At 74.5% G+C, this 20,632-nt stretch carries 22 protein-coding genes and 1 pseudogene; 18 read left to right on the top strand and 5 right to left on the bottom strand.

From position 1 onward, the window contains the following. Positions 1 to 11: 11 nt before the first annotated feature. The gene (locus ACFQ80_RS04365) at positions 12 to 1,364 is read right to left on the bottom strand and encodes a permease prefix domain 1-containing protein (RefSeq protein ID WP_430562689.1); all 1,353 of its coding nucleotides are present in this window, start codon (positions 1,362 to 1,364) and stop codon (positions 12 to 14) included. After that, a complete protein-coding gene (locus tag ACFQ80_RS04360) occupies positions 1,364 to 1,744 on the bottom strand; it encodes a PadR family transcriptional regulator (protein WP_430562688.1) in 381 nt (126 codons plus the stop codon). The genes ACFQ80_RS04365 and ACFQ80_RS04360 overlap by 1 nt, the downstream gene beginning before the upstream one ends. Before the next feature lie 174 nt (positions 1,745 to 1,918). Here ACFQ80_RS04360 and ACFQ80_RS04355 point away from each other — a divergent pair, with 174 nt between their 5' ends. Next, positions 1,919 to 4,225, top strand: a complete 2,307-nt coding sequence (locus ACFQ80_RS04355) for an esterase-like activity of phytase family protein (RefSeq protein WP_430562687.1) — start codon at positions 1,919 to 1,921, stop codon at positions 4,223 to 4,225. An 81-nt stretch (positions 4,226 to 4,306) separates the two neighbouring features. Beyond that, positions 4,307 to 5,581 carry an LCP family protein gene (locus ACFQ80_RS04350; RefSeq protein ID WP_430562686.1) on the top strand — a complete coding sequence of 425 codons (1,275 nt, stop codon included), beginning with the start codon at positions 4,307 to 4,309 and terminating at the stop codon, positions 5,579 to 5,581. 19 nt (positions 5,582 to 5,600) lie between these two features. Here the strand turns inward: ACFQ80_RS04350 and ACFQ80_RS04345 are convergent, their stop codons facing one another. After that, on the bottom strand, positions 5,601 to 6,551 hold the full coding sequence (locus ACFQ80_RS04345; protein WP_430562685.1) for a LysR family transcriptional regulator ArgP: 951 nt from the start codon (positions 6,549 to 6,551) through the stop codon (positions 5,601 to 5,603). An 84-nt stretch (positions 6,552 to 6,635) separates the two neighbouring features. Between ACFQ80_RS04345 and ACFQ80_RS04340 the strand changes: the two genes are divergently transcribed. Continuing rightward, positions 6,636 to 7,265 (top strand): LysE/ArgO family amino acid transporter, encoded by a 630-nt coding sequence (locus ACFQ80_RS04340; protein WP_430562684.1) that lies wholly within the window; start codon positions 6,636 to 6,638, stop codon positions 7,263 to 7,265. A gap of 96 nt (positions 7,266 to 7,361) precedes the next feature. Here ACFQ80_RS04340 and ACFQ80_RS04335 read toward each other — a convergent pair whose 3' ends face one another. Next, positions 7,362 to 8,585 carry a pyridoxal phosphate-dependent aminotransferase gene (locus ACFQ80_RS04335; RefSeq protein WP_430562683.1) on the bottom strand — a complete coding sequence of 408 codons (1,224 nt, stop codon included), beginning with the start codon at positions 8,583 to 8,585 and terminating at the stop codon, positions 7,362 to 7,364. A gap of 95 nt (positions 8,586 to 8,680) precedes the next feature. Here ACFQ80_RS04335 and ACFQ80_RS04330 point away from each other — a divergent pair, with 95 nt between their 5' ends. From ACFQ80_RS04330 to ACFQ80_RS04275, 12 genes are all read left to right on the top strand, one after another. Then, positions 8,681 to 9,373 (top strand): TetR/AcrR family transcriptional regulator, encoded by a 693-nt coding sequence (locus tag ACFQ80_RS04330; RefSeq protein WP_430562682.1) that lies wholly within the window; start codon positions 8,681 to 8,683, stop codon positions 9,371 to 9,373. Then, positions 9,370 to 10,272, top strand: a complete 903-nt coding sequence (locus tag ACFQ80_RS04325; RefSeq protein WP_430562681.1) for an alpha/beta fold hydrolase — start codon at positions 9,370 to 9,372, stop codon at positions 10,270 to 10,272. Before ACFQ80_RS04330 ends, ACFQ80_RS04325 begins: the two co-directional genes overlap by 4 nt. Positions 10,273 to 10,386: 114 nt before the next feature. Next, positions 10,387 to 11,649: a CpaF family protein gene (locus ACFQ80_RS04320; RefSeq protein ID WP_430562680.1), complete on the top strand. Its 1,263-nt coding sequence runs from the start codon at positions 10,387 to 10,389 to the stop codon at positions 11,647 to 11,649. Continuing rightward, entirely contained in the window at positions 11,649 to 12,506 is an 858-nt protein-coding gene (locus tag ACFQ80_RS04315) for a type II secretion system F family protein (protein ID WP_430562679.1), read from the top strand. Before ACFQ80_RS04320 ends, ACFQ80_RS04315 begins: the two co-directional genes overlap by 1 nt. Next, on the top strand, positions 12,503 to 13,444 hold the full coding sequence (locus ACFQ80_RS04310) for a type II secretion system F family protein (RefSeq protein WP_430549729.1): 942 nt from the start codon (positions 12,503 to 12,505) through the stop codon (positions 13,442 to 13,444). Before ACFQ80_RS04315 ends, ACFQ80_RS04310 begins: the two co-directional genes overlap by 4 nt. A 59-nt stretch (positions 13,445 to 13,503) precedes the next feature. Further along, positions 13,504 to 13,689, top strand: coding sequence for a hypothetical protein (locus tag ACFQ80_RS04305; protein WP_430562678.1), 186 nt, complete (start codon positions 13,504 to 13,506; stop codon positions 13,687 to 13,689). Between the two features lies 1 nt (position 13,690). After that, positions 13,691 to 14,095, top strand: a complete 405-nt coding sequence (locus ACFQ80_RS04300; protein ID WP_430562677.1) for a VOC family protein — start codon at positions 13,691 to 13,693, stop codon at positions 14,093 to 14,095. Further along, the gene (locus ACFQ80_RS04295; RefSeq protein WP_430562676.1) at positions 14,092 to 14,589 is read left to right on the top strand and encodes a TadE family protein; all 498 of its coding nucleotides are present in this window, start codon (positions 14,092 to 14,094) and stop codon (positions 14,587 to 14,589) included. Before ACFQ80_RS04300 ends, ACFQ80_RS04295 begins: the two co-directional genes overlap by 4 nt. A gap of 131 nt (positions 14,590 to 14,720) precedes the next feature. Then, the gene (locus ACFQ80_RS04290) at positions 14,721 to 15,125 is read left to right on the top strand and encodes a pilus assembly protein (protein WP_430562675.1); all 405 of its coding nucleotides are present in this window, start codon (positions 14,721 to 14,723) and stop codon (positions 15,123 to 15,125) included. Then, the gene (locus ACFQ80_RS04285; protein ID WP_430562674.1) at positions 15,122 to 15,589 is read left to right on the top strand and encodes a hypothetical protein; all 468 of its coding nucleotides are present in this window, start codon (positions 15,122 to 15,124) and stop codon (positions 15,587 to 15,589) included. Before ACFQ80_RS04290 ends, ACFQ80_RS04285 begins: the two co-directional genes overlap by 4 nt. Positions 15,590 to 15,686: 97 nt before the next feature. Beyond that, complete coding sequence (locus ACFQ80_RS04280; protein ID WP_430562673.1) at positions 15,687 to 16,130, top strand: RrF2 family transcriptional regulator; 444 nt, start codon at positions 15,687 to 15,689, stop codon at positions 16,128 to 16,130. A 77-nt stretch (positions 16,131 to 16,207) separates the two neighbouring features. Continuing rightward, a complete protein-coding gene (locus ACFQ80_RS04275; RefSeq protein ID WP_430562672.1) occupies positions 16,208 to 17,422 on the top strand; it encodes a globin domain-containing protein in 1,215 nt (404 codons plus the stop codon). Positions 17,423 to 17,431: 9 nt separating this feature from the next. On the opposite strand, the gene ACFQ80_RS04270 is transcribed toward ACFQ80_RS04275, so the two are convergent. Continuing rightward, positions 17,432 to 17,968, bottom strand: coding sequence for a putative glycolipid-binding domain-containing protein (locus ACFQ80_RS04270; RefSeq protein WP_430549737.1), 537 nt, complete (start codon positions 17,966 to 17,968; stop codon positions 17,432 to 17,434). Positions 17,969 to 18,072: 104 nt separating this feature from the next. Here ACFQ80_RS04270 and ACFQ80_RS04265 point away from each other — a divergent pair, with 104 nt between their 5' ends. From ACFQ80_RS04265 to ftsE, 3 genes and pseudogenes are all read left to right on the top strand, one after another. Further along, the gene (locus ACFQ80_RS04265) at positions 18,073 to 18,456 is read left to right on the top strand and encodes an ankyrin repeat domain-containing protein (RefSeq protein ID WP_430562671.1); all 384 of its coding nucleotides are present in this window, start codon (positions 18,073 to 18,075) and stop codon (positions 18,454 to 18,456) included. A gap of 70 nt (positions 18,457 to 18,526) precedes the next feature. Beyond that, positions 18,527 to 19,642: a peptide chain release factor 2 gene (gene prfB / locus ACFQ80_RS04260; RefSeq protein ID WP_430549739.1), complete on the top strand. Its 1,116-nt coding sequence runs from the start codon at positions 18,527 to 18,529 to the stop codon at positions 19,640 to 19,642. Between the two features lie 208 nt (positions 19,643 to 19,850). Then, a pseudogene (gene ftsE / locus ACFQ80_RS04255) lies at positions 19,851 to 20,528 on the top strand (cell division ATP-binding protein FtsE); the annotation flags it as partial. Positions 20,529 to 20,632 lie beyond the last annotated feature (104 nt).

Genomic DNA, 20,632 nt, shown 5'->3' with positions numbered 1-20,632 from the left:
GCCGGACGAGCTCAGGCGAAGCCGAACACCGGCCCGAACGCGACCACCACGAACGCCGCCCACACCGCGTAGACGGGCAGGAAGCGCGTCTGCCACCGGACCAGCGCGCCGAACGGCTGCCGCTCGCGCAGGAAGCCGAGCAGGAGCAGCCCGGACCGGGCCAGGTGCACCAGCAGCAGCAGGTTGAGCCCCAGCGCGGCCACCTTGTTGGGGCTGAAGCCGAACTCGGCGATGCGGGTGAGCATCGCCGTGAGCGCGACGGCGTCCACGGCGAGCGCCGCACCGACGAGCACGAGCTGGAGCCCGTCGAACCAGCCCGGCCGGGCGAGCGAGTCGCGTGCCGACACCGAGTACAGCAGCAGGCAGAGCACGAGCACGAGGATCGCGTCCATGAGGATGAGCAGCTCGCGCTCGACGTCCGCGAGCCCGCCGGCGCCGAGGAGCACGACCAGCGTCACGAGCAGCATCACCGTCGTCAGCGGCGTGAAGACGCGCGTGAGGACGGGGGCGATGTTCTCCACCACGTCCTGCTTGGCCTCGACGAGCCACGCCCCGACGACGACGGCGCCCGGCACCGCGAACGGCATGATCCAGTCCTCCATCGCGGGCTCGATGTCCACGCCGACGAGGCTCAGCGTCGCGGCCGTGAGCCCCAGCAGGACCCCGCCTCCGATCGCGAGGAGCGTGACGTACACGACGAGCTCGCCGGTGAAGCGCGCGAAGTCCATCCGCGGGTCCTGGTCCCGCCACCGGCCGCCCACGTAGACCACGCCGACCAGCGCCCACAGCACGACGGGGGCGTGCAGGGCGGCGAGCACGACCGTCGAGCCCGTGTCGACGTACGGGTAGACGTTGAGCACGACGGCGAGCAGCGCGTACGGGACCAGCAGCGCGGCGACCACGCGCCACGCGACGCGGCGCTTCCACACGAAGTAGGCGGCCAGGAACGGCGCCGTCATCAGGGGGACGTTGCGCAGCAGCGCCGAGTCCGTGTCGAATACGGCGAGCGCGGCCTTGAGGGCGATGCCCGCGCCGACGGCGAGCGCGAGGACGACGGCGAGCTCGCGCCAGGCCGGGCCGGACGCCTGCGCGGGGTCGTCGTCCGGGACGAGGACGAGCTGCTTCCACAGCCGCTCCGAGTGCTCGCGCGCGAACTCGTGCGAGACGGCGTCGAGGTTGCCCATGCGGCGCACCGCGACGAGGAACGCCTCCTCGTCGTCGAGACCCGTCGCCACGAGGTCGGACACCCGCCCGCGCAGGTGGTCCTCCATCTCGTCCACGTCGGCGGGCGCGATGGCGCGGTGGCGCTGCACGTACGAGCGCCACTGGTCGATCTGCGCCTCGAGGCGCTCGTGCTCGGCCATCAGGCCCAGCCCTCCGCGACGGTCGGCCGGGCCGGGGCCTGGGCCGCCTGCTGCGCGGACCGCCAGACCTGGTGCAGCACGTCCGCGACGACGGACCACTGCTCCTGGCGCTCGGCGAGCGCGTCGCGCCCTGCCGGGGTGAGCGCGTAGTGCTTGCGGCGCCGGCCGGCCTCGGAGGTGCCCCAGGTCGCGACGACCAGGCCCAGGCGCTCGAGCCGGTGCAGGAGGGGGTAGAGCATCCCGTCGGTCCACTGCATCCGGCCGCCCGAGAGCTCCGTGACCCGTTTGAGGATGGCGTACCCGTACGACTCGCCCTCCGCGAGGATGCCGAGCACCAGCGGGGTGGCGGACGCCGCCACCAGGTCCTTGTCGAAGCGCACCGCGGGCTCCTATGTCTAGATCTGCTAGGGGTGTTGAACCTAGCAGATCTAGGCATTGCTCGGGAGGGGGCGACCGGGTGGTCCGGCGCCGGGCTCCTCAGGCGCCACGGGATCGTCGCCCGGCGTTCATCCAGGGTTCGTCGAGCCGTCGCGGAGCGCCGGTGGGATCGGGCCATGACTCGCTCCCCGAACCAGGCTCGCGCCCTGCGCCTCGTCGCGGCCGGCGCCGCCGCGGCGGTCGCGCTCACCACCGCGGCCGGCACCGCCGCCATCGCGGCCGGTCGCCCCGGCGACCACGGCACGCATCACGCGGCGCCCGGCCACGGGCGACCGGGCGCCGTCACGACCCACCTCGTCCCGACGCTCGAGGGCCGCGCGACGCTGTCCGCGGACTTCCTCGCCGAGGGCCCGCCGTCCGGCGCCCAGGCCTCCGCCGCCAACGGCCGGCAGGGCCCCTGGGACGGTCAGGTGATCCCCGGCTTCTCGGCGATGGTCGACAACGGCGACGGCACGTTCTGGGCGCAGCCGGACAACGGCTTCGGCAGCCAGGGCAACTCCGCGGACTTCCTGCTGCGCAGCTACCTCGTGAAGCCCGACTGGGACACGGGGCGCACGGGCTCCGGCTCGGGCGAGATCGAGGTGCTCGACCACATCTCCTACAACGACGAGAACGAGGTGCTGGACTTCGACATCGTTCACGGGGACACGGACGAGCGGCTGCTGACCGGCGCCGACTTCGACGTCGAGTCCGTGGTGCGGGCCGACGACGGCACGCTGTGGGTGGGCGAGGAGTTCGGCCCGTTCCTGCTGCACTTCGACGCCGACGGGACGCTGCTCGAGAAGCCCTACCCGCTGCCGGGCGGGCTGCGGTCGCCGCAGAACCCGTACCTGGCCGACGGCGAGGAGCCCACCGTGCGCGCCAGCCGCGGCTTCGAGGCGATGGCGGGCGTGCGCGGCGGGCGCTACCTGTACCCCGTGCTCGAGGGCGCCCTGGTCGGTGACGCCGACCAGCGCCGCCGCGTGATCCACGAGTTCGACACCCGGCGCGGGGAGTACACCGGCCGCACCTGGGACTACCAGGCCGACCAGGAGGCGAACGTGCTCGGCGACGCCTTCGCCGTGGGCAAGGACTCGTTCTGGCTGGTGGAGCGCGACGACTTCGAGGGGCCCGCGTCGGTCACCAAGCGCGTCTACGAGATCGACCTGAGCAGGACGGACCGCGACGGGTTCGTCCGCAAGGAGCTGGTCCTCGACGCGCTGCGCGTCGAGAACCCGCGCGGGATCGACGCGGGGGAGGGCTACGGCCTCGGCGAGACGTACGCCCTGCCCGTGCAGTCCTTCGAGACGGTGCTGCGCCTGCGCGACGGCCGCGTCCTCATCGGCAACGACAACAACTACCCGGGCAACTCCGCCCGGCACCCGGGCACGCCCGACGACACCGAGATGGTCGTGATCGACCTCGAGAAGCAGCGCACCCGCGACGACGGCGTGACCGTCATCGGGCACCGCGGCGCGTCCGGCGACCGGCCCGAGCACACGCTCGCCGCCTACGAGCAGGCGATCCTGCAGTGCGCGGACGTCATCGAGCCGGACGTCGTGCCGACCAAGGACGGCGTGCTCGTCGCCCGGCACGAGAACGAGATCGGCGGCACCACCGACGTCGCCGAGCACCCGGAGTTCGCCGACCGTCGCACCACGAGGACGATCGACGGGACGGCGGTCACGGGCTGGTTCACCGAGGACTTCACGCTCGCCGAGCTGCGGACGCTGCGTGCCACGGAGCGGCTGCCCGAGCTGCGCCCGGGCAACACGGCCTTCGACGGGCTGTACCAGGTGCCCACCCTCGACGAGGTGCTCGACCTCGCCCGGCACTCGGAGACCTGCGACGGCGAGCCGGTCGGCGTGGCGCCGGAGACCAAGCACCCCACGTACTTCGCGTCGATCGGCCTGCCGCTGACGGACCCGCTCGTGGCGGAGCTCGCCGCGAACGGCCTCGACTCGCGGCGCGCCCCCGTCGTCGTGCAGTCCTTCGAGACCACCAACCTGCGCGAGCTCGACCGGCGGACCGACGTGCGCCTCGCGCTCAACGTCTCCGCCGCCGGCGCGCCGTACGACCTGGTGGCGGCCGGCGACCCGCGCACCTACGCCGACCTCGTCACCCCGCGCGGCCTGCGCGACCTCGCCCGGTACGCCGACATCGTGAGCCTGGAGAAGAACGTCGTCGTGCCGCGCGCCGCCGACGGGACGCTCGGCCGGCCGACCTCGGTCGTCCGCGACGCGCACCGCGCGGGGCTGGAGGCCTACTCCTGGACGTTCCGCGCCGAGAACCAGTTCCTGCCGGCGGAGCACCGCTCGTCCGCGGACCCCGCCGCGCACGGCGACCTGGCGGCCGAGCTCGACACGTTCCTCGACACCGGCCTGGACGGCATCTTCTCGGACCAGCCGGGCCTCGCGGTCGACGCCGTCGCAGCCAAGCGATGACCGGTCGCGCGGGGGGTGAACCTGTGGTTGCACGGGGCACCCCTCGCGCGAACGCGCTGCTCAGGCCCTAGGATCGCGCTTGTGCGGACCCTGCCACGGCACGCGTCAAGCCTCGCCTCGCACCGGGTCGTCCGCACGATCGCCCTCGTCGTCACCGCGGTGGTGGCGTTCGTGGCGGCGACCGCGGTCGCGTCGTTCGTCGACCTGCGCTCCCAGATCGGCGTCTCCGACGTCGACGACCTCCTCGCCGGCGACGACCGGCCGCCGGAGGTGCCGGTCGAGCAGGACCCCAGCGACCCCTTCGCGGGCAAGGACCTCAACATCCTGGTGATGGGCACGGACTTCCGCGACGAGGCCAACGCGGAGATCGCCGGGGCGGGCGACGAGTTCCACTCCGACACCACCCTGCTGGTCCACATCTCCGGCGACCGCAGCCGGATCGAGGCCGTCTCCATCCCGCGCGACTCCCTCGTGGACATCCCGGCCTGCAAGCTGCCCGGCGGCGGTGAGACCGCGCCGCAGTCGAACGCCATGTTCAACACGGCCTTCGCGCTCGGCGGGGGGCCCGAGAAGGACGTCACGGGTGCCGCGGCCTGCACGATCCGGACCGTCGAGAAGCTCACCGGGGTGCGGATCGCCGACCACATGGTGGTGCAGATGACCGGCGTGATCGGCGTCGTCGACGCGATCGGCGGCGTCACGATGTGCCTGCCCGAGCCGGTGAAGGGCCAGCGCGTGGACCTCGACCTGCCGGAGGGGAAGCAGAAGCTCGACGGGTACACGGCCATCAACTTCCTGCGCGCCCGCAAGGGCGAGGGCATGGGCCTGGAGATCGGCAGCGACCTCAAGCGCATCGAGCGGCAGCAGGCGTTCTTCGACGCCGCGATGCGCGAGATCCTGTCGCAGAACGTCATCACCGACTCGCCACGCCTGTACCGGATGGTGCGCGAGGTCCTCGGCTCCATCTCCACGGATCCGGAGCTCGCCAGCCCGACGGCGCTCGCGGGTCTGGCGTGGAGCATCCGCGACCTCGACCCGTCGCGGATCGTGTTCACCTCGGTGCCGGTCGTCGACTCGGTGAGCCAGCCCGGCCGGGTCGAGTGGACGTCCGAGGCCGACGCGATCTGGGAGCGGATCCGCGCCGACGAGGCTCCGCCCGGCACCCCCGAGCCGGACCGCGACGCCGGCGCGACCCCGTCCGGCGCGACCGCCGTCGACGACGACGTCGCGTCCCCGGACGCCGGTGGCGACACGGGTGGCGACACGGGTGGCGACACGGGTGACGACAAGGACGGCGAGGGCGCGTCGCCCGACCCGTCGCCCAGCCCGTCCGTGCTGCCGGGCGTCTGCGCCTGATCGCCGCCGCGCCCGGAGGTCAGTGCTGGGGCAGGGCGCGGCGTGCCTCGAGCCGCAGGGCCTCGGCGACCCGGTCGAGGACCGTCGAGCGCAGCTTCCACTGCTGCAGGTAGACCGGGACGTCGACGACGGCGTCGTCCTGCAGCAGCACGACCTGGCTGCCGGCGTCGCCCGGACCGCCGTCGAGCATGCCGAAGCGCGCCCCCGGGCCGGGGAGCGGGCCCCACATGCCCCACCCCAGGCCGCGGCGGATGCCGTCCACGTACTCGGGGGTGCTCGGCACGTGGTGCCGCGGCGGGTCGGGGACGGCGGCGCCCGCCGCGGCGGCGCGCTCGCGCAGCCAGGCGTCCTGGAGGTCGTCGGCCCGGTTGAACACGAGCATCGGGGCGCGGCCCAGCGCCTCGACCGTGGGGCCGTCCGGGAACCAGCGGTCGACCACCGCCCGGGTGGCGGCCGGGCGGTAGCGCGTGATGCCGAGGAACGTCGAGGTGCAGCCCTGCACCGGGTCGCGTTGCGACGTGATCGCGGCCATCACGACGCCGGCCGGCAGCAGGTCGACCGTGCGGTCCTGGTCGTCGCGGTGCAGGTCGAAGCACACGCCCTCGACGCGGGCGAGCGCCGGCATCACCCAGGTCGCGAGGGAGTCCGCGTTGACGGCGACTGGCACCGTGACCGGGCGGGGAGGGCTGCCGGTGCCGTCGTCGTCGGCGTCCCGGGGGCCGAGCTCGCGGCTCGCCTCCGCGCCGAGCAGCTCGACCTGGCGCGCCAGGCGCAGCAGGGTGCGCCCCGGCTCGGTGGCTGCGACCGGGCGGGTGCGGCGCACCAGCACGGAACCGGCGGCATTCTCGAGCGCGCGGACGCGCTGGCTGACCGCCGACGGCGTGACGTGCAGCGCGCGGGCAGCGGCCTCGAACGATCCCTCGGTGACGACGGCGGCGAGCGCCTCGAGCTGGCGGGAGTCCCATCGCATGCGCTGAGCCTAGATGAAGGAGTGCTTCGCCAGATGAAGAAACCGTAGATGGACTTCACGACATTGCCGACCTAGCGTCGAGGGGTGCTCACCCTCCTCGCCGGCCTCGGCCTCGGCCTGTCCCTCATCGTCGCCATCGGCGCCCAGAACGCCTTCGTGCTGCGCCAGGGCGTGCGCCGCGAGCACGTGGGCCTCGTCGTCGCCGTGTGCGCGGCGTCCGACGTCGTGCTGTATCTCGCCGGGACGGCCGGGCTCGGCGCGCTGGTCGTGAGCCACCCCGCCGTCGTGGAGGTGGCGCGGTGGGCGGGCGCCGTCGTCGTGCTCGGGTACGGCGCGCTGGCCGCGCGCCGGGCGTGGCGCGGTGACGAGACCGGGCTGGCCGCCGCGTCGGACGGCGCGGTGCCCGACGCCGGACGGCGCGCGCGGCCGGTGCTGCTCACGGCGCTCGCGCTCACCTGGCTGAACCCGCACGTGTACCTCGACACGGTCGTGCTGCAGGGCTCGCTGGCCGCGTCGTACGGCGACGGGCGCTGGCTCTTCACCGCCGGCGCGATCGTCTCCAGCATCCTGTGGTTCGTCGGCCTCGGCTACGGCGCGCGGCTGCTCGCGCCCGTGCTCGAGCGGCCCGGTGCCTGGCGCGTCGTCGACGGCGTCGTCGCCGCGATCATGCTGGTCGTCGCCGTGAGCCTGGTGCTGCCGGCGCTCATGCCGTAGATCCCGTCAGTTCGGCAGCTCCTGCATCTGTTCGGCATGGCCTCGTGCCGAACAGATCGACGCGGTGCCGAACAGATCGGGGCCGACGTGGTGGGGTCAGCGCGTCAGACGGTGCAGGCGGTCGACCGCGTCGCGCAGCACGTCCTCGCGCTTGACGAACGTGAAGCGCACGCGGGAGGCGAGCGCCTCGGCCGTCGTCGAACCGGCGCGGCAGAAGGCGGAGACGGGGACGCCGACGACGCCCGCGAGCTCGGGGAGGCGGCGGCACAGCCCGTGACCGTCGGCGACGCCGAGCCGCTCGAGCAGGTGCGCGCCGTCCGCCACGACGAAGTACGTGCCCTGCGGGACGACGACGTCGAACCCGGCGGCGGTCAGCCCCTCGCACAGCAGGTCCCGGCGGGAGGCGAGCGACGTCGCCAGCGCGCGCGGCGCGTCGTCGTCGGCGAGCGCCTTCGCGATGGCCGGCTGGAAGGGCGCGCCGGAGGTGTACGTGAGGAACTGCTTCACCGTGCGCACGGCCGTGACGAGCTCCGCGGGGCCGTGCGCCCAGCCGACCTTCCAGCCCGTGAGGCTGAACGTCTTGCCGCTGGAGGAGACGGTGAGGGTGCGCTCCGCCATGCCGGGCAGGGTCGCGATCGGCACGTGCACGGCGTCGTCGAAGGTGAGGTGCTCGTAGACCTCGTCGGTGAGGACGACGACGTCGGCCTCGCGCGCGACGGCCGCGACCTGCTCCAGCTCGGCCCGCGTGAGCACCGTGCCCGTGGGGTTGTGCGGGGTGTTCAGCACGATGAGCCGCGTGCGCGGGGAGACCGCGGCGCGCAGGGCCGCGGCGTCGAGCCGGAAGCCCTCCGCGGTGAGCGGCACCGGCACGTGCGTCGCGCCCGCCAGGGCGATGCTCGCGGCGTGCGAGTCGTAGTACGGCTCGAGGGTGATCACCTCGTCTCCCGGTCCCGCGAGCGCGAGGATCGACGCGGCGAGCGCCTCCGTGGCGCCGGTGGTGACCAGCACCTCGCCGTCCGGGTCGACGTCGAGCCCGTAGCGGCGCCGCTGGTGGTCGGCGATCGCGCGCCGCAGCTCCGGCACGCCGTCGCCGGGCGGGTACTGGTTGCGGCCCGCGTCGATCGCGTCCTTGGCGGCGTCCCGGATGAACGCCGGACCGTCGACGTCGGGGAAGCCCTGGCCCAGGTTGATCGCGCCCGTGCGGGCGGCGAGCGCCGTCATCTCCGCGAAGATCGTCTGCGCGACGGCGCCGTCCGCCCCGAGCAGTCCCGTCGCGCGGGCGACGTCGTTCCAGCGGCCGGGCGGGGGAGAGGTCGGCATGGTCCTCGACCCTAGCCCCGGCCGGTGGCGGGCGCGGCCGCTGTCCGGCTACCGTAGTGACCAGATTTGATGATTGGGTCACTACGGAGGTCCTGATGCCCCGTCCGCTCGTCCCCGACCGCCGTGCGCGCATCCTCGACGCCGCCCGCGCCCTGATCCTCGAGCACGGCTGGCCCCGCACGACGGTCGCCGACGTCGCGGCGCGAGCCGGCATCGGCAAGGGCGCCGTCTACCTCGAGCTCCCCGACAAGGCCGCGATCCTCGACGCCGTCCTGCGGCGCAGCACCCGGGACCTCACCGCCGAGGTGCGCCGACGCGTCGTCGAGGCCGCCGGGGTGGTCGACCTGCCCGCCGTCTACCGGTTCGGCACGGAGGCGCTGCTGGGCGACCCGCTGATGCGGGCCCTCTACGTCGGCGACGAGACGCTCCTGGGCGACCACGTGCGCGACGTGGCCGGCGGTGCCGGCGGCGACCGGTACGTGGGGCGGCTCGGGTGGCTGTCCGAGTACGTCGCACGGCTGCAGGACGCCGGGATCGTGGACCCCGCCGTCCCCACGGCGACGGTGGTGCGGGTCCTCGGCATCTTCAGCGTCGGCCTGGTGCACGCGCCGGGCACGATCGGCGCGGCGTCGGACGACGAGCTGCGCGACGCCGTCGCGCTCTTCGCCGACCTCGTCGGTCGCGGGCTCGCCGTCGACCTCCCCGCCGACGTCGAGGCCGCCCGTGCCGCGCAGCTCGGCCTCCTCGCCCGCCTCGACCACCAGCTCGACCTCCTGGAGGAACCGTGACCGACCGTGCCGTGGCGGGCGTCTTCGCCACCTGGACCGACCTCACCGTGGCCGGCGGCCCCGTGCGGCACTACCGTGCCGGCGACACCGGCCCGCCCGTCCTGCTGCTGCACGGCGGCATGCTCGACACGGCGGCGGGGGTGTGGCGCCACGTCGCGGGCGACCTCGCCGCCGACCACCGCGTGCACGTCGTCGACCTGCCGCGGCACGGCGGGAGCAGGCCGTGGGAGGGACTGCTCGACGACGCGTTCTACCGCACGTTCCTCGGCGAGCTGCTCGACGCCCTCGGGTTGGAGCGGGTCGCGCTGGTCGGGCTCTCCCTGGGGGCCGGCGTGTCGGTGGGGTTCGCCCTGGACCACCCGGAGCGCGTCGACGCGCTCGTGGCGATCGGGCCGGGCGGCATCGGCCGGCGGCGCCCGGCACAGCTGCTCACCTGGCTCGCCCTGCGCACGCCCGGCCTGCTGCGGCTCACCAGCCGCTGGCTGGCACGGCGACCCGCCGTGGTGCGCCGGTCGATGGTGGACAACCTCGCGGCCGGAGAGGCCACGGACGGCTTCGAGGAGATCGTCGCGCTCGTCCAGCAGGAGGCGCGGGCGAAGGCGACCCACCGGGAGCCCGCGCTCGACGACTGGATGGTCCGCGCCTACGGGCCGTTCGCCATGGCGCTCGACCACCTGCCCCACCTCTCCGGGCTGCGGGTGCGGTCGCTGTGGGTGCGCGGCGACCGCGACCCGCTGGTCGGGCACGAGGAGCTCGCCGCGGCCGCCGCGGCGGCACCGGGCGCCCGCCTGACCACCATCCGAGACGCCGGCCACATCGTCACCTACGACCAGCCGGAGGCAGCGTCGGCGCTGGTCAGAGAATTCTTGGCAGCCTCCCGCGGAGGCGGTCCCGGGTAGCGGTACGAGACCTTCGCCCGGGTTGTCCACAGGGCGGACCCGGGCGATTGCCCGGGTCCCCTACTCTGGTGCCGCTTTCGCCGCCGATGAGGGCACCGACGAGAGGACAGATCAGTGTCGATCGACACGACGGCGCCTGCCGACGCCGCCGCACTGCTCGAGCACGAGGTGCGCGAGCTCGTGCGCCGCCGCGCCCTCGACCCCGTCCGCGACCGGCCGGGCCTGGAGCGCCTCGTCGCGGAGGCCTCCGCCGACTACACCGAGCGCGCCACCCGCGGCGTCGTCCCGGCGCTCGCGGACCCGCAGGGCACCGCTCGCGCCGTCGTCGACGCGCTCGGCGGCCTGGGCCCGTTGCAGCGCTACCTCGACGACCCCGAGGTCGAGGAGATCTGGATCAACGCGCCCGCCAAGGTGTTCGTCGCGCGACGCGGGGTCCCCGAGCTCACGACGACGATCCTCACCGCTGCGCAGGTGCGCGACCTCGTGGAGCGGATGCTCAAGGCGTCCGGCCGCCGCCTCGACCTCAGCAGCCCATTCGTCGACGCCTCGCTCCCCGGCGGCGAGCGCCTCCACGTCGTGATCCCCGGCGTCACACGCGACCACATGGCCGTCAACATCCGCAAGCACCTGGTGCGCGCGGACCACCTCGACCACTTGGTGCGGCTGGGCTCCCTCACCGCCCATGCCGCCGCGTTCCTCGACGCCGCGGTGCGCGCCGGGCTGAACGTGCTCGTGTCCGGGGCGACGCAGGCGGGCAAGACCACGATGCTCAACGCCCTCGCCGGCTCGATCCCCGCGGGGCAGCGGGTGATCTCCTGCGAGGAGGTGTTCGAGGTCCGCTTCGCGGCCCGCGACCACGTCGCCATGCAGTGCCGCCAGCCCAGCCTCGAGGGCACGGGCGAGATCCCGCTGCGTCGGCTGGTCAAGGAGGCGCTGCGGATGCGACCGGACCGGATCGTCATCGGGGAGGTGCGCGAGGCCGAGAGCTTCGACATGCTCGTCGCCCTCAACGCCGGCATCCCCGGGATGTGCACCGTGCACGCGAACTCGGCGCGCGAGGCCGTCACGAAGATGTGCACGCTGCCGCTGCTCGCGGGGGAGAACGTGTCCGACCGCTTCGTCGTGCCGACCGTCGCGTCGGCGATCGACCTGGTGGTGCACCTCGACGTGGCCTCGGACGGCTCCAGGCAGGTGCGGGAGGTCGTGGCCGTGACGGGACGTGTCGAGGGGGACCGGGTCGAGACCGCCGGCATCTTCCACCGGCTGCCGGCCGAGCAGGGTGGCGAGCTGGTGCGCGGCGACGGCTTCCCGCCCGGTGAGGAGCGCTTCGCGCGCGCCGGCGTCGACGTCCGCGCCCTGCTGGCCGGGGGCCGCTGATGGGCGTCGTCGTGGGGCTCCTGCTCGGCGCCGGCCTGGCGTGCGTGTGGTTGTCGTGCTGGGAGGCGCCCGCGCGTCCGCGCCGTCGCGCCGGTCGTTCGGCCGCCGTCCAGGACCTGCTCGTCCAGGCCGGTGCGCCCTCGGTGACCCCGGCAGCCCTGTGGTGGCTCAGCGCGACGGCGGGCGTCGTCGTGCTGCTCGCAGGGCTGGCGCTGACCCGCTCGCCCGCCATCGCCGCCTGCTTCGCGCTGATGGCTGCGGCCGCGCCAGAGCTGCTGGTGCGGGTGCGGGCCAGGAAGCGCCGGCGGGACCTGCGCGAGGTCTGGCCGGAGGTGGTCGACCACCTCGCGTCGGGCGTGCGGGCCGGGCTCTCGCTGCCGGAGGCGGTGGCACAGCTGAGCGAGCGCGGCCCGGTGGAGCTCCGTGAGCCGTTCGCGCGGTTCGCGGCGGACTACCGGGCGACGGGTCGCTTCGGTGAGTGCCTCGACCTGCTGAAGGCGCGCCTGGCGGACCCGGTGGCGGACCGGATCGTGGAGGCCCTCCGGCTGACGCGCGAGGTCGGCGGCACCGACCTGGGGCGCCTGCTGCGCACCCTGTCGTCGTTCCTGCGCGAGGACGCGCGGACGCGGGGCGAGCTCGAGGCGCGGCAGTCCTGGACCGTCAACGGCGCGCGGCTCGCGGCCGCCGGGCCCTGGGTGGTCCTGGCGTTCCTCGCGACCCGGCCGGAGACGGCGCAGGCGTACAACTCGGCGGCGGGGGTCGCGGTCCTCGCCGCCGGGGCGGCCACGTCGGCGCTCGCGTACTGGTCGATGCGCCGGATCGGGCGGTTGCCCGAGGAAGGCCGGGTGCTGCGATGACGGTGCCGGGGATCTCCGGCGCCGGCGCCCTCGTCGGGCTGCTCGGCGGGCTCGGCCTGCTGCTCGTGATCGCGCGTCTCCGCGCCCGCCGGACGACCCTCGACCAACGGCTGGCCCCGGCGCTGCGCCCGCGCGACGCGACGTCCGGGCTGCTGCGGGAGCAGCCCACCCACACCCCGTTCCCCGTGATCGAGCGGCTGCTCGCCCCCTGGGTCGCGGACACCGCGCACTGGTTCGAGCGGCTCGGGTCCTCCCGCGCGGACGTGCGTCGACGGCTCGACCGCGCCGGCTGGCACGAGAGCGTCGAGGCGTTCCGGGCACGGCAGGTCGTCTCGACGGCCCTGGGTCTGGCGGCCGGGCTCGTGCTCGCGCTGCTCCTCGCCGCCACGCGCGGGTCCGCACCGGTCCCGCTGGCGGCGCTCGTGCTGCTGTGCGGCGCCGGCGGGTTCGTCCTGTGCGACCAGTGGCTGAGCCGCGCCGTCCACCGTCGGGAGGAGCGGATGCTCGCCGAGTTCCCGACGGTCGCCGAGCTGCTCGCCCTCGCCGTCACGGCGGGCGAGGGGCCGGTGCCCGCGCTCGAGCGTGTCGCCGCCACCGCCCGCGGCGAGCTGTCCGGCGAGATCTCCGTGATGCTCGCCGACGTCCGCGCCGGGGCGCCCATCGCCGCCGCCCTCACGGCCATGGCCGACCGGACCGGCCTGCCGTCGCTCACCCGCTTCGCCGAGGGTGTCGCCGTCGCGCTGGAGCGCGGCACGCCGCTCGCCGACGTGCTGCGCGCGCAGGCGCAGGACGTGCGTGAGTCGGGGCGCCGGGCCCTCATGGAAGCGGGGGGCAAGAAGGAGGTCGCGATGCTCGTGCCCGTGGTCTTCCTCATCCTGCCGATCACCGTCGTCTTCGCCGTCTTCCCGTCCCTCGCCACCCTGCAGATCGGCTTGTGAACGTGCGTGCCGACATCCGAACCCGCCGCCCCCGCGCGGTGCCACCGAAAGGACCGACCATGCACGACGAGACCGAGAACCTGACGGAGCGCCCCGACGCGGACGACCCGGAACGCGGGGACGTGCCCGGCTGGGTGCTCGTGACGCTGATGACGGCGGGGCTGGTCGTCGCGCTGTGGGCGATCGCCGGCCCGCTGCTCGAGGACACGTTCACGCGGGCGATCACGAGCGTCACGGGTCCGTGACATGGCCATCGGCAGGCTGCACCACCTGGTGATCGACTGCCCGGACCCGCGGGGCCTCGCGGAGTTCTGGTCGGCCGTGCTCGGCCAGGACGTGACGTACGCGGACGACGACTTCGTCGTGGTGGCGCGCAGCGACCGGCACTCCGGCCTCGCGTTCCAGCGCGCCCCCGACCATCAGGCACCGGACTGGGGCGATCCGGCACGGCCGCAGCAGATGCACCTGGACGTCATGGTCGACGACGTGGCGGAGGCCCACGCGCGCGTGCTGGCGCTCGCCGCCCGCCGGTTGACGGCCGCGGCGCCGGGCTCGGGGGAGGGCGACGTGTACGCCGACCCTGCCGGCCACCCGTTCTGCCTCATCCCGCGGCCCGGCTGGGCGCCGCCGGTCGAGGCGGGCCGGGCGTGACGGGACGGGCCGGGCCCGTCCAGACCGGGCCCGTCCAGGCCGAGCCTGTCCAGACCGGGCCCGTCCAGGCCGGGCCTGTCCAGACCGGGCCTGTCCAGGTCGGGTCAGCCTCGACCGGACGGCGGGACGGCGAGCGGGGGTCCGCCGTCGCGGAGTTCGTCATGGTGTCCGCGCTGGTGATCGCGCTGTTCCTCGCCGTGGTGCAGGTCGCGCTGGCGATGCACGTGCGCGCGCTGGCGATCGACGCCGCCGCGGAGGGTGCCCGCGTGGCGGCCCGTGCCGACCGGGACCTGGCGAGCGGCGCCACCCGGACGCAGGAGCTGCTGACCGCCGCGCTGGGGTCCCGGTACGCCGACGACGTCTCGGTGCGCCGCACCGTGCAGGACGGCCTCGAGGTCGTCGAGGTGACGGTGCAGGTGCCGCTACCGGTGGTCGGGCTGATCGGGCCGTCCGGGATGCTCACGCTCCAGGGCCACGCGCTGGAGGAGGCGTGAGAGCGTGCGCTGCGCAGCCGCGCGGACCTCGGGCGGCGCAGGGAGCAGCCCGGAGGACACCCGACCCCGCGGCGCCCGACCAAGAGGCTTCGGACCCCGAGGCACCGGACCCCGAGGCCGGCTCCGCACTGGTGGAGTTCCTCGGCACGGCGGTGCTGCTCCTGGTGCCGCTGGTGTACCTGGTGCTCACGGTCGCGCAGGTGCAGGCCGGGGCGTTCGCCGTCGAGGGCGCGGCGCGGGAGGCGGGCCGGGCGATGGTGACGGCCGACTCCTCCGAGGCGGGCGCGCAACGGGCCCGCGCGGCGGCCGGGATCGCTTTCGGGGACCAGGGGTTCGCCGTCGTCGACGGCTCGGTGTCCCTGGAGTGCTCGTCCGACCCGTGCCTCACGCCCGGCGCGACGGTGGGGGTCCGGACGCGGCTGGCGGTGCCGCTGCCGTTCGTGCCCGAGGCGCTGCGTGGCTGGCTGCCGCTGGAGATCCCGGTCACCGCGACGCACGTCGCGACGGTGGACGAGTACGGGACGGCGCGGTCGTGAGCCGGGGCGGGCCCGAGGGCGAGCCCGAGGACGGGCGGATCATGCTGCTCACGGCCGGTGTGGTGGCGGTGGCGCTGATGCTGGTCGGCATGGTGGCGTCGGCGACGGCCGTGCACCTCGACCGCAAGCACCTGTACGACCTCGCGGACGCCGTCGCGGCCGACGCGGCGGACGCCGTGCCCCCGGAGCGGTTCTACGACGGGACGGCCTCGTCGCCGGGGGAGGCCGTGCTGACGCTCACCGACGCCGACGTCGAGGCGTCGGTGCGCGACTACCTCGCCGCGCACCCGGGGGAGGCGGAGGGGCTCGACCACCTGCGCCTGGTGGAGGCGACCTCGCCGGACGGGCGGACGGCGCAGGTCGGTCTGGCGGCCACGTCGCGCCCGCCGCTGCTGCGGTGGTTCACGGATGCGTTCGGCGGCGGGTTCACCGTCGCCGCGACGTCGTCGGCGCGCGCGGGCTGAGCCCCGCGGGAGGCTCGCGGGATCCGGGTGGGCAGGTGTGGAACTTCCCACACCGTCAAAGGCGCATCCAGGATGCCGATTTGGCTAGCCTGCGGGTGTGCAGCTCACCGCGTTCACCGACCTCGGCCTGAGGATCGTCATGCGCCTCGCCGTGCTCGACGCCGAGCAGACGGCCACCACCCGCGTGCTCGCCGAGCAGCTGAACGTGCCCGCGACGCACGCGGCGAAGGTGGTCACCAGGCTGGGGCACCTCGGCGTCGTCGAGGCCCGCCGCGGCCGGTCCGGCGGGCTGCGCCTCGCGGACGGCGCCCGCGACCTGTCCGTCGGGTTCGTCGCGCGCGCCCTCGAGGGCGACGGCGAGGTCGTCGAGTGCGAGGGCGCGAACCCGTGCCCGTTGCGCGGCGGCTGCCGGCTGCGCGGCGTGCTGGCCCGCGCCCGCGAGGCGTTCTTCGCGGCCCTCGACCCGGTGACGATCGCCGACGTCTCCGCCGCGCCCACCCGGGACCTGCTGCTCACCATCGGTGCGCGCCCGCCCGGCTGACGTCCGCGCCGGGCGCCCCCACGAGGCGCACCCACCAGGCGCGGAGATCCCCGAAGGAAGAGACAGGAGAGTCGCCCATGCTCACCCCCGAGTCCGCCGCCGTCGTCCGCGCCACGCTGCCCGTCATCGGCGGCGCGATCGGCGACATCACGCCGATCTTCTACCGGCGCATGTTCGCCGCGCACCCCGAGCTGGAGCGCGACCTGTTCAACCGCGGCAACCAGGCCCGCGGCGATCAGCAGCGGGCGCTCGCCGGGGCCATCGCGGCCTACGCGACCCTCCTCGTCGACGGCGGCGCGGACCCGCGCGCCGTCCTGGCCCGCATCGCGCACAAGCACGCCTCGCTCGGGATCCTCCCGGAGCAGTACCCGATCGTGCACGAGCACCTGTTCGCCGCCATCGTCGAGGTGCTCGGCGACGCCGTCACGCCCGAGGTCGCCGCGGCGTGGGACGAGGTCTACTGGGACATGGCCGACGCGCTCGTCGAGATCGAGCTCGGCCTCTACGCCGAGGCAGGGGTGGCGCCCGGCGACGTGTGGCGCACCGCCTACGTGCGCCGGCGGGTGCAGGAGTCGCCCGACACGATCTCGCTCGAGCTCGTCTCCTCGGACGGCGCCCCGCTCCCCGCCGCGCGACCCGGGCAGTACGTCTCGGTCGCCGTCACCCTGCCCGACGGCGCGCGGCAGATCCGGCAGTACAGCCTCACGGGCGCCGGTGCGCCCGGCGCGTGGGCCGTCTCGGTGAAGGCGATCCTCGCCGGCGCCGTCCCGGGCGGCGTCACGCCCGCGGGCGAGGTCTCCAACCACCTGCACGACAACGTGTTCGAGGGCGACGCCCTCGAGGTCTCTTCCCCGTTCGGCGAGCTCGCCCTGGTCGAGGGGGAGAACCCGCTGGTGCTGGTCTCGGCGGGGATCGGCATCACGCCGATGATCGGCTTCCTGCACCACCTGCGCGACGTCGGCACCTCGCGCCGCGTCGTGGTGCTGCACGCCGACCGGTCGCCGTCGCGCCACGCGCACCGCGCGGAGCTCCGCGCGCTCGTCGACGACCTCCCGACGGCCGAGCTGCACCGCTGGTACGAGGACCTCGGGACCCGTCCGGTGCAGGACCGGCTGCGCTCGGGGTACATCGACCTGGACGGCGTCGACGTCCCGCACGACGCCGACGCCTACCTCTGCGGCCCGGCGCCCTTCATGGCGGTGGTCCAGTCGGCCCTGCTCGGCCGCGGCGTCACCGCCGACCGCATCCACCACGAGGTCTTCGGCCCCGGCCGGGAGATCGCCGCCGCCTGACCGGTCCGCTCATCCGTCGTCGGCGAGGCGGGTGAACAGGCCCGGGTAGTCCACGACGAGGCCGTCGGCGTCGACGGAGATCTCGCGGTGGAAGTCGCCGTCGCGGGACTCGTAGACGTACCGGTCGGTGTCGAGCCGGGTGTACCGCTGCGGGTCGGGCGAGACCTCGAAGGTGTCCCCGTCGACGTACGCCGTGACGATGTCGGCCGCCGTCCCGACCGCGAGGTCGAGGCGGCGGATCGGCAGCGTGTTCGTGAACGGGCTGAACGAGAGGTCCACGTCCACGGCGTCGGCCAGGTCGGTCCGGGCGGCGCCGTCGACCCACCAGGAGCCGTCGTCGTCCCGGCCGAGGTCGAGCTGGCGGCGGTCCGACGAGCGCAGCCGCAGGCCCCGGAAGGTCCAGGTGGCGTCGAGCTCCATCGCGTACTCGAGCCGCACGGGCCCGAGGTCCACGACGGACCGGGCGCGGAGCCGGTCGTCGCGGGGGAGCAGGTCGAGGTGCTCGACGCCGCCGGACCCGAGCCGCCGCCACCGGTACGTCGCCATCCCCGCCCGCCTCCGTGCTCCGTCGTGGCGCGGACCCCGTGCACGGGGTCCGCTCGGTCCAGGATCGACCCGGACCGCCGTCCCCGCCCGGTAGATTCGCGCGCATGACCGACGACAACCCGCCCGTCGACAAGCTGCCGGTCGACCTCGACCAGATGTTCGACCTCGCCCGCGCGGGCGCCGACCTGCTGCTGGAGTTCGTCGACGCCGGCGTCCCGGCCGACCACGCCGACGCCGCGGGCAACACGCTGCTCATGCTGGCGGCGTACCACGGGCACGCCGGCCTGGTACGCGGCCTCGCCGAGCGCGGCGCCGACGTCGACCGCGTCAACGGGCGCGGCCAGTCGCCCCTCGCGGGCGCGGTCTTCAAGGGCTCCGACGACGTCGTCGCGGCGCTCCTCGCCGCCGGCGCCGACCCCGACGCGGGGACGCCCAGCGCCCGGGACACCGCGCAGATGTTCGGCCGCGCGCTGCCCGAGCGGGGCTGACTCCGGCCGCGGGCAGCCCGCCGACGTCGTCGGGCGGGACCGGGCCGCGTGGCGGGTAACCTTGAGGATCGTGGCCACCATCGACTTCCCCGCAGAGATCAAGGCGCTCCGCGCCACCCTCGACTCCATCGAGGCCGTGAGCGACCCCACGGTGCTGCAGGCGAAGATCGACGACCTCACGGAGCAGGCCTCGGCCCCCGACCTGTGGGACGACCCGGAGAAGGCCCAGAAGGTCACCTCCGCGCTGTCCACCGCGCAGGCCGAGCTGCAGCGCGTCGAGAAGCTCGGGCGTCGCATCGACGACGTCGAGACGCTCGTCGAGCTCGGTCAGGAGATGGAGGACGAGGACTCGCTGACCGAGGCCGAGGCCGAGGTCGCGGCGATCCGCAAGGACCTCGACGCCCTCGAGGTGCGCACCCTGCTGTCCGGCGAGTACGACGCCCGGGACGCCGTCGTCACGATCCGCGCGGGCGCCGGCGGCGTCGACGCGGCGGACTTCGCCGAGATGCTGATGCGCATGTACCTGCGCTGGGCCGAGCGGCACGGCTACTCGACGAAGGTGATGGACACCTCGTACGCGGAGGAGGCCGGGCTGAAGTCGGCCACCTTCGAGGTGAACGCGCCGTACGCCTTCGGCAACCTGTCCGTCGAGGCCGGCACGCACCGCCTGGTGCGCATCTCGCCCTTCGACAACCAGGGCCGCCGCCAGACGTCGTTCGCCGCGGTCGAGGTGGTGCCGCTCATCGAGCAGACCGACTCGATCGAGATCCCCGAGTCCGACCTCAAGATCGACGTCTTCCGGTCCTCCGGCCCGGGTGGCCAGTCCGTGAACACGACGGACTCCGCCGTGCGCATGACCCACCTCCCCACCGGCACGGTCGTGTCGATGCAGAACGAGAAGTCGCAGATCCAGAACCGCGCCGCGGCGCTGCGCGTCATGCAGTCCCGCCTGCTGCTCATCCGGCAGCAGGAGGAGGCGGCGAAGAAGAAGGAGCTCGCCGGCGACATCAAGGCGAGCTGGGGCGACCAGATGCGCTCCTACGTGCTGCAGCCCTACCAGATGGTCAAGGACCTGCGCACCGAGCACGAGTCCGGGAACACGCAGGCCGTGTTCGACGGCGCCATCGACGACTTCATCGAGGCCGGGATCCGCTGGCGCCGCTCGGGCGGCGCCGACGCCGCCTGACGCGCTCCCCGCGGCCGACGACGCCGCCCGGACGCCTTGAACGGGTGCCCCGGGCGTCATCCCTGACCCGCGACACACCGGCGTGTCCTTCGCGCCACCCTCGCCGCCGGGTGCGACTCTCGGGAATCGGGCGGCCCCGGCCCAGGCGCGACGTGACGTCGTGCCCGCTCCGGTGCCGCACGGTCGACTGGCAGGGGAGAGGCACGTCGTGATCCGGTTCGAGAACGTCTCGAAGGTCTACGCCCGAGGGGCACGGCCCGCGCTCGACGACGTCTCCGTCGACGTCTCGCGCGGGGAGTTCGTCTTCCTCGTGGGCGCGTCCGGCTCGGGCAAGAGCACGTTCCTGCGGCTCGTGCTGCGCGAGGAACGGCCCACGGGCGGCACCGTGTACGTCGCGGGCCGCGACCTGTCCCGGCTCTCGAGCTGGAAGGTGCCCTCCCTGAGGCGCAGCATCGGCGTCGTCTTCCAGGACTTCCGCCTGCTGCCCGGCAAGACGGTCTACGAGAACGTGGCGTTCGCCCTCCAGGTGATCGGCAAGCCGCGGCACACGATCCGCACCACGGTGCCCGAGGTGCTGGAGATGGTGGGCCTGGACGGCAAGGAGAAGCGGCTGCCGCACGAGCTGTCCGGCGGCGAGCAGCAGCGCGTCGCGATCGCGCGGGCGTTCGTCAACCGGCCCCAGATCCTGCTGGCGGACGAGCCGACCGGCAACCTCGACCCCACCACGTCGCTGGGCATCATGCGGCTGCTCGACCGGATCAACCGCACGGGCACGACCGTGGTCATGGCCACGCACGACGACGAGATCGTCAACGAGATGCGCAAGCGCGTCGTCGAGCTGTCGACCGGGTCGGTGGTGCGCGACGAGGTCGACGCGGTCTACGGCGAGCGGGAGTCGATCCTGCCGCAGGTGGGGCAGACGCCGGTGCTGGACGCCCCGGGTCGCGGCGAGCGGGCGGTGCAGCGGGTGCAGGTCTCGCCCGAGCCGGC

This window comes from Isoptericola sp. NPDC056578 (assembly GCF_042793275.1).
Classification (GTDB): Bacteria; Actinomycetota; Actinomycetes; order Actinomycetales; family Cellulomonadaceae; genus Isoptericola.
This window is presented reverse-complemented; position numbering and strand designations above follow the sequence as displayed.